This window comes from Mesorhizobium sp. M7A.F.Ca.CA.004.06.1.1, assembly GCF_003999135.1.
Lineage (GTDB): Bacteria > Pseudomonadota > Alphaproteobacteria > Rhizobiales > Rhizobiaceae > Mesorhizobium.
Window position 1 is genome coordinate 1 of the sequence record NZ_RZPQ01000230.1, and the last position, 7,668, is coordinate 7,668.

7 protein-coding genes and 1 pseudogene are annotated in these 7,668 nt (G+C 63.3%); 2 read left to right on the forward strand and 6 right to left on the reverse strand.

What is annotated here, in order from left to right:
- Both EN906_RS38280 and EN906_RS15725 read left to right on the forward strand, forming a co-directional pair.
- A pseudogene (locus tag EN906_RS38280) lies at positions 1 to 169 on the forward strand (3-oxoacyl-ACP reductase); the annotation flags it as partial.
- Complete coding sequence (locus EN906_RS15725) at positions 166 to 888, forward strand: SDR family oxidoreductase (RefSeq protein WP_127272373.1); 723 nt, start codon at positions 166 to 168, stop codon at positions 886 to 888. The pseudogene EN906_RS38280 and the gene EN906_RS15725, both read left to right, overlap by 4 nt.
- 30 nt (positions 889 to 918) lie before the next feature.
- Here the strand turns inward: EN906_RS15725 and EN906_RS15730 are convergent, their stop codons facing one another.
- The 6 genes from EN906_RS15730 to EN906_RS15755 all read right to left on the reverse strand — a co-directional run.
- Entirely contained in the window at positions 919 to 1,167 is a 249-nt protein-coding gene (locus tag EN906_RS15730) for a hypothetical protein (RefSeq protein ID WP_127269146.1), read from the reverse strand.
- A 60-nt stretch (positions 1,168 to 1,227) separates the two neighbouring features.
- A complete protein-coding gene (gene otsB / locus EN906_RS15735) occupies positions 1,228 to 2,010 on the reverse strand; it encodes a trehalose-phosphatase (RefSeq protein ID WP_127269145.1) in 783 nt (260 codons plus the stop codon).
- Complete coding sequence (locus EN906_RS15740; RefSeq protein WP_127269144.1) at positions 2,007 to 3,788, reverse strand: trehalose-6-phosphate synthase; 1,782 nt, start codon at positions 3,786 to 3,788, stop codon at positions 2,007 to 2,009. The genes otsB and EN906_RS15740 overlap by 4 nt, the downstream gene beginning before the upstream one ends.
- Before the next feature lie 142 nt (positions 3,789 to 3,930).
- Positions 3,931 to 6,093: an amylo-alpha-1,6-glucosidase gene (locus tag EN906_RS15745; RefSeq protein ID WP_127269143.1), complete on the reverse strand. Its 2,163-nt coding sequence runs from the start codon at positions 6,091 to 6,093 to the stop codon at positions 3,931 to 3,933.
- 50 nt (positions 6,094 to 6,143) lie between these two features.
- Complete coding sequence (locus tag EN906_RS15750) at positions 6,144 to 7,205, reverse strand: glycosyltransferase family 4 protein (protein ID WP_127272617.1); 1,062 nt, start codon at positions 7,203 to 7,205, stop codon at positions 6,144 to 6,146.
- Between the two features lie 114 nt (positions 7,206 to 7,319).
- Positions 7,320 to 7,668 (reverse strand): DoxX family protein (locus tag EN906_RS15755; protein WP_164777189.1); only part of this gene is annotated, 349 nt, incomplete at its 5' end.

A 7,668-nucleotide genomic window follows, 5' to 3' on the forward strand; every position in this document is an offset into this window, starting at 1 on the left:
TGATGACGGTGTGTTCGATTGTCTTGGTCATGAATGGTCTTCCTTCGATGTGCGGGAATCCCGCGCCGATACCCAGGCCTATGACGCCAAGGCAAGGCAACGTCTGCGAGCCTTGAGCCTTGATCTCATCGGCACGGCCTCCCCCACATCGAAGGAAGACCATTCATGACCAAGACAATCGAACACACCGTCATCATCGGCGGCTCGTCCGGCATCGGCCTGGCGACGGCGCGAAAACTGCTTGGCCCGGGCATGAAGGTGACCATCACCGGGCGCAACGAGGACAAACTGAAGAGCGCTTGGAAAAGCCTTGGCAGCGCTGCCGGGAAGGCTGCTTTCGACGCCGCGAAGCCGGATGCGGTCCGCCAGTTCTTCGAGAGCCTCGGTCCTTTCGACCATCTGGTGCTGGCGGCCAGCGGCGGCAAGGGCCTCGGCCCCTTCCCGGCGCTTGACCTGAGCGACATCGGCAGCGGCGTGGAGGAAAAGGTCCGCCCGCAGCTGTCCTGCCTGCAGGCCGCCTTGCCGACACTCAACAAGGCCGGATCGGTCACCTTCATCTCGGCGGTGTCGGCGCAGCTCGCGACGCCCGGTGTCGCCGGTATCGCCGCCATCAACGGCATGCTGTTGACTGTGGTGCCGATCCTGGCCCTGGAACTGAAGCCGCTGCGCGTCAATGTCGTGGCGCCGGGCGTCATCGACACGCCCTGGTGGGATTTTCTGGCCGAAGAGCAGAGGCAAACGATCTTTGCCGACTATGCCGGCAAGACCCCGGTCGGCCGCGTCGGTCGGGCCGAAGACGTGGCCGACGCAATCGCCTTCCTCGTCTCCAGCGGCTTCATGACCGGCCAGGTGCTGACCTGCGATGGCGGCCTGAGATTTGCGGCATAGGAACAGCGACTATCGGGCTCCGACGGGACCTTAATTGGCCTTCTTTGGAACGCGGTCGTTCTCGTCCGCGGGCCTGTCGCCTGCCGGTTTTGCCGAAACAGGCTTTTCCGGCACATGGGAATAGTCAGATGTATCCGCCCCATACATCTTGTTGTCGATCGCCTCTTGCCAGCTGTAGTCCGCGTCGGACGGTGAAACGTCGGCGATCTCATGGCGGGAGGAGCGAGCGTGAAGCCAGTTCGGGGTGATCTCTCGAACCAATTGTGCAAAGCGTCCCATCGAAACCGTTCCTTTCCTTGTCCTTTCCAGGAGGCGCGATCACGGTTGCGTCGGCTGCACCTAGAGTTGACCTCTCAGCCAGGCCAGCGTCTCGGCAACGCCGGCCAGCCCGTACTGCGCGGTGGTTTGCGCCGGTGGTTTGACCCGTATCGATATGCCGCCGGCATCATTGATCGTTTCGAAGCCGTTTTCGTCCGACGTGTCGTCGCCCAGGAAGACCGGGCGGCGACCTGCGAATGGCGCAATCTCCATGAAACGCCGAATCGCGGCACCCTTGGCCGCCTCCAGCGGCAGCAATTCCACGCCGGCGTTGCCGGCAACCACCCGGTAGCCCTTTGGCAAACCGGCCAGCGCCTGCTCGACAAGCTGCGTCGCGCGCGGAAGCAGATGCGGGGCGGCGCGCGTGTGGATGGCCAGCACCCGTCCCTTGCGCTCGATATACGCCCCACGACCGAGCTCGGCCTCGATCTCGTCGGCAAGGGCTGCGATATCCGCCGGCTCGTCCGCGATTTCGACGTCGTCGTCCGGCAGGAGCCGATGTTCCAGGCCATAGAGCCCGGCGGCTCGCAGTTTCAAAGGCTGAAACAGATGGTCGACGGCCGCAACGGACCGGCCCGTGATGAACGCCAATGCCCCGTTCAGCTTGCGGTCCAGGCCTTGCAGCAAGGAGCGAAGCTCGTCGCTGACCGAGACTGCGTCCGGGTGCTCGGCATGTTCCAGCAACGTGCCGTCGATGTCGAGGAACAATGCCCATTCGCCGGCCAGCACAGGCTGCGGTTTCTCCATGACGGCCTGCGGCTTTTGCAGGGTCTCGCCGATCATCTTCTGCAGCGTATCGCTCATGACATCGCCATCCGTCTGCGCTCAAAGATGGAGACGACATTGTCGACGCTGGGCGGCGGGTCGCCGGCGGCACCGGTTACCCGATCGAGGTCTCCGCGCTTACGCAAACGCGCCGCATCCAGAAGCATGCTGCCGGCCCAGCGATAGACGTTGTTGTTGCGGATCGTCTCGCGCATGGGTCGCATGCGCTCGCGCTGTTCTTCGGGCGCCATGGTCAATGCCTGCAACAGCGCTCCGCTCATCATGGCGGCATCGTAAGGGTTGACGATCAGCGCCTCCAGCAATTCGCGCGAGGCGCCGGCGAATGTGCTGAGCATCAAAACACCCTGCTCGTCGTCGCGCGCGGCGACGAATTCCTTTGCGACGAGGTTCATGCCGTCATGCAGGCTGGTGACCATGCATATGTCGGCGGCCCGATAGATCTCGTAAACCTGTTCCTGCGAGTGATGTTCGGCCACCATGATCACCGGCCTGTAGCCCTCGCTGCCATAACGCCGGTTGAGCTCTTCGGCATAACGGTGGCACTCGTCATGGAGCAATTTGTAGGCCGGCAGCGTGCCGCGGCTGGGTGCCGCGACCTGCAGGAAGACAAGTTTTCCGATCCATTCAGGCTGTCGCTTGAACAATTCGTTCAAAGCGTGAAACCGATCAAGAATGCCCTTGGTGTAATCGAGGCGCTCGACCCCGACGGCCAGCTTCACATCCGCTTTGAGACCGAACCTCTCGCGCATGCGAGCGCGGCAATCGTCGACATCGGGAAGTTTCGCCAGCAGGTCCGCCGGCCATTCTATCGAGATGGGATAGGCGTGCACCAATGTGGTCCGTCCGCCGTAGGAGATGGCCGCATCGGCCCGCTCGATGCGGCTTTCCAGGAAGCGATCGACGCTTTCGGTGAAATTGTTGGCGTGGAACTGGGTGTGGAAGCCGATGATCGAACTGCCGAGCAGCCCCTCGAGGATGCGTTCGCGCCAAGGACAGATGCTGTACACTTCCGAATTCGGCCACGGGATGTGCCAGAAAGTGATGACGATCGCCTCCGGCAGGCGCTCGCGGATCATGCGCGGCAGCAGCGCGAAATGGTAGTCCTGGACCAGCACGATCGGCCGCTCGTTGCGGGCCTCGGCAACCACCGTATCGGCAAACTTCCGGTTGACGGCTTCATAGGCAGCCCAGTCGGAGGCGCGAAAAATCGGCCGGGTGAAGGCGATATGGCAAAGTGGCCAAAGGCCCTCATTGGCGAAACCGAGATAATAGCCCTGATGCTCTTCCTCCGTCAGCCAGACCCGGCGCAACGTGTAGGACGGGTTGCCAGGCGGCACCTGCACACGATCGTGGTCGTCGACGGTGAGGCGGTCCGCCGTTCCGCCGCCATAGGCGATCCAGGTGCCGGCACAGGCGCGGGTAATGGGCTCGAGCGCCGACACCAGTCCGCTGGCCGGGACGAGCAACTCGACGCCGTCGCCCTTCACATTGTGGATGTACGGTTCGCGATTGGACACCACGATGACCTGCGCATCGGGCAGATCGTCGGCCAGGATCTTGCGCAATGTTTCGGGCGACCAGGTCACCAGCGCGGCATCGGCCGATTGGCCATTCTTTTCGAACTCCCGTATCACCTTGCGCGCGGCTTCCGCGGCCACATCTTCGCCTGCCGTATGTGCGACCGCGGGTGGATGACGGCGACGGTGCCGCGATATGGAGAGGAAAACGGCAAGAGCGGAAAAACCGAGGCTCGCGAAGATCAGAACCCAGAGCAGGTCCGCACCGTAGTTTGTCATTGAATGTCAACTCACCCCGGCCGTCGGCGACCGTTTGTTCGTGTTTTCCATTTGAAACGGTCCGCCGACCACGTGGTCAGCGTTCGGACCTGTATTTTTGCAACGCACAAAGCTCGGATCGGTTCCGCCAATTTTGTTCGGATCATGTCCTTACGATGAGCGGCACCAGCCCTTCATGGCGGTCGGCAAGGAAAGCGACGACCCGGTCACCGACGCGCTGGAAGGTGAGATCGACGACCCGGTCGCCGACGCCCAGGTGCCGCAGTGTCAGCGTGTCGATGCCGATCGGCAGTCTCGGGCGGGTGACGCGGATTTCGCCATCCCAGCCGTCGATCTCCAGGCCAAGGCAGGCCTGCATCAGCATGAAGGCGGATCCCGCCGACCACGCTTGCGGCAGGCAAGCGACGGGATAGGCGATGGGTGCTTCGCCCGGCGCGCGTGTAAACCCGCAGAACAGTTCGGGCAGCCGCATGTTGAAATGGACCGCGGATTCGAATGTGCCGCTCATCAGGCGAACCACGCTTTCACGCTCGCCATAATGCGCCAGGCCGGCACCGCATATGGCGGTGTCGTGCGGCCAGATCGAGCCATTGTGGTACGACATCGGGTTAAAGAACACCGCATCGTCGGCAAGCGTCCTCAGCCCCCAGCCGGAATGGAAGGAGGCGGAAAGCAGCTGGTCGGCGACCATCTGGGCCCGCGCCGGCTCAGGCAATCCGACAAAGAGCAGATGCCCGGCATTCGAGGTCCGCACCTTGCAGGGCTCGCCGGCACCGTCGATCGCAAGGGCATAGAAGCCGAGATCGTCAAGCCAGAAATCGCGTTCCACCGCCACCCGCATCGCCTCGGCGCGGTCCTCCCAGTGATCGGCTTTGTCGTCCTCGCCACGGCGGCGGGCAAGCTTGGCCAGCCCGCGGAAGGCGGCAAAGACATAGCCCTGCACTTCGACCAGGGCTATCGGGCCCTTGGGAATGCGGCCATCGGCATGGAAGACCGAATCGAAACTGTCCTTCCATCCCTGGTTTGCGAGGCCGGACTCGGCCGCTCGCTGGTAAGTCACGAATCCGGTCTCCCGGCCCGCCTCCTCCGTCCATTCGGCCGCCGCGCACAGCGAAGGCCACAGGCCGTCGATGAATGCCATGTCACCGGTACGATCGGCGTAGGCGCAAGCAAGATAGATGTAGAGCGGTGTCGTATCGACGCCACCGTAGTAGCGGCCGAAGGGAAGCTCCCGCAGCGCCACCATTTCGCCTTTGCGGGTCTCGTGCATGATCTTGCCCGGCTGCGAATCGCTGAACGGCGATGTCTCGGTCGCCTGATGCTGGGCCAGAAAGGCCAACACGCCCCGCGCCAGCCCGGGATTGAGCCACAGCATCTGCAGCGCCGAGATGACGCCGTCACGACCGAACGCCGTCGAGAACCAGGGGATGCCGGCATAGGGATAGGGGCCGGTCGCCAGTTCGGTGGTCAGCAGCGCGACATCGGCGCGGGCGCGCTCGACCCAATCGTTGAAGACACGGCCCGAGCTGCGCACCGTCGCGCCATGGCGACGTTTGGCCCGCATGCCAAAGCGGGCGCGTGCGGCAGCGGCGCGGAACCGGTCGCGGTCGGGCTTGTCGGCCACCTCGGGACCGACCTCGACATAGAGCACCTTCCTGCTGCGCTTGGTCACGGCGATCAGGAAATCGGCACGGTTGGCTGTCAGTTGGTCCGGCGCCTGCGAGAACGATATCGCAGAGAGGCGGGCCAGGCCATCGAGCCCGTCATAGCGCAGCAGGACCGACGTCGCGTCTGTTTCGGCGGCATGGGCCAGCCCGCGCTTCAGCCGTGTCGAGCCACGCACTTCGAACATGTCGCGGAAATCGGCGGAATAGTGCAGGGAAACGTTGATCGTCGAATGTTCCCGGCTGTAATTGGAAAGCGTGATGCGTTCGAACAGCCTGTCCTGCCAGAGCAGCCTGACGCGTTCGATGTGGATGGCTCCCTGCGGGATGTCGCGTCCGCCGGCGCTCTGTATCGGCAGATTGGTCAAATTGGTGGTGAACAGCACATTGTCCTGGCTGAGCGAGGCGCCGAGCAGCGATGTCTGCCTGCCGCCGACGGTCAGCCGGAACTCGGAAAGAACCCGTGTGTCGTCGCGAAAGAAACCGTCGCCGGCTCCACGTATGTCGCCATAGGCGTCGGCAACCGCGAAGCAATCGCCCTGTTTGAGCGCAAACAGCCGATGCGGCTCGCGAGGTGCGGTGGCGTCGAGCGATGCAAGCGCAACCGCAGGATCGAGCTGGCGCTCATCGAGTTGGGCCATTCGTCAAAGATCCCTGTTGTTTCGTTGCCGTGGCTCGAGCACGTCGCTGCTCAAGACGCCTTCGCCGCGCTCGGGACGCCGATCAGGCCCGCATAGGCGGCCAGATAGTCGCCGGCCATTCTTCGAGCGGAAAAACGCTTTTCAAAAACGGCCCTCACCTTGCGCCTGTCGAGCTGCAGCAAAGCAGGCACCGCGGCGACCGCTCCATCCAGCGTGTCAGCGATGAAACCGGTCACGCCTTGATCGATGATCTCGGGCAGCGCACCGCAATTCCAGGCGATCACCGGCGTACCGCAGGCCATGGCCTCGATGGCGGCGAGCCCGAACGGCTCCGGCCAGTCGATCGGGAACAGCAGGCCGGCCGCCTTGCCGAGAAATTCCGCCTTCTGGTCCTCCTCGATCTCGCCGACATAGACGATGCGATCGCCGTCGATCAACGGTTCGACCACCTCGTGGAAATAGGCGCGGTCGTCGTCGCCGATCTTTGCCGCAAGCTTCAGCTTGAGCCCCGACCGCAAGGCGATCTCGATGGCGCGGTCCGGGCGCTTGTCGCGTGAGAACCGGCCGAGGAAGGCAAGGTAGGGTTCTTCCGCCGTCGTCTCGAAAGTCGGTTCGTAGAGAGTGGTCGGCAGCCCGTGATGGATCGTCGCCAGCCAATTGGCCTTGGCAAGGCCCGCCTTCTGGCTGTGCGAAATGGAAATCAGGGGAAAACGCGGAAACCGTTCATAGGCCGGCGCCAGGTCCACATAATCCAGCCTGCCATGCGGCGTCGTCACCGTGCGGTCGGCGAGATCCTCGAAGAAGGAAAAGTGCAGGAAATGGCTGAGGTGGAAGTGGATGACATCGAACTCCGACGCCCGGTCCCTCACCTGAGCAAGCATCGAAAGATGCGCAGCGATCTCGGATTTGAGCGGACGCGGATCGAGGCGCAGCGCGCGTTCCCGGCTGGCTACCAGCGTCGCGGAAGTCTGGCTGTCGCCACTGGCGAACAGCGTCACCTCATGGCCCAGATCGACCAGCGCTTCGGTTAGATACGAGACGATGCGCTCGGTGCCGCCATAGAGCCTTGGCGGCACCGATTCATAAAGCGGCGCGACATGGGCGATTTTCATATTCCATCCTGGATGCTGGGCATGCAGGTGTGAAATGCGTCAACGCCTCGATTGGTTCCGATTTTATGATCGAGCCGTCGGCACCAGAGGCCGCAGTCGGCATGCAACTGTGCGTCAAACGGATTGCGCGATCAGGGTCAGAAAGCCACCGCTCAGGGCGACATTGCCGACGAAGCCATTGATGCGGGACGCACGATCCGGGCCCTGATGGTCCCAAAAATTGTGGAACATCGGCGTGGCAACGATCAGGAACACCAGCAGCACCGCGGCCGCGAGTGCCGTCCACAATCCTGCGATGACCAGCACGCCGGCGGCGATCTGAAGCACGATGCCGAGCCACAGCGCCAATCTTGCCTGCGGCACGCCGCGCGCAGCCATCATCTGGGTCAGGAAGGCCGCGTTCTGGATGTTGCGCAGGCCGGCGAAGACGAAGGCGCCGCCGAGCAACAGGCGAGCGAGAAAC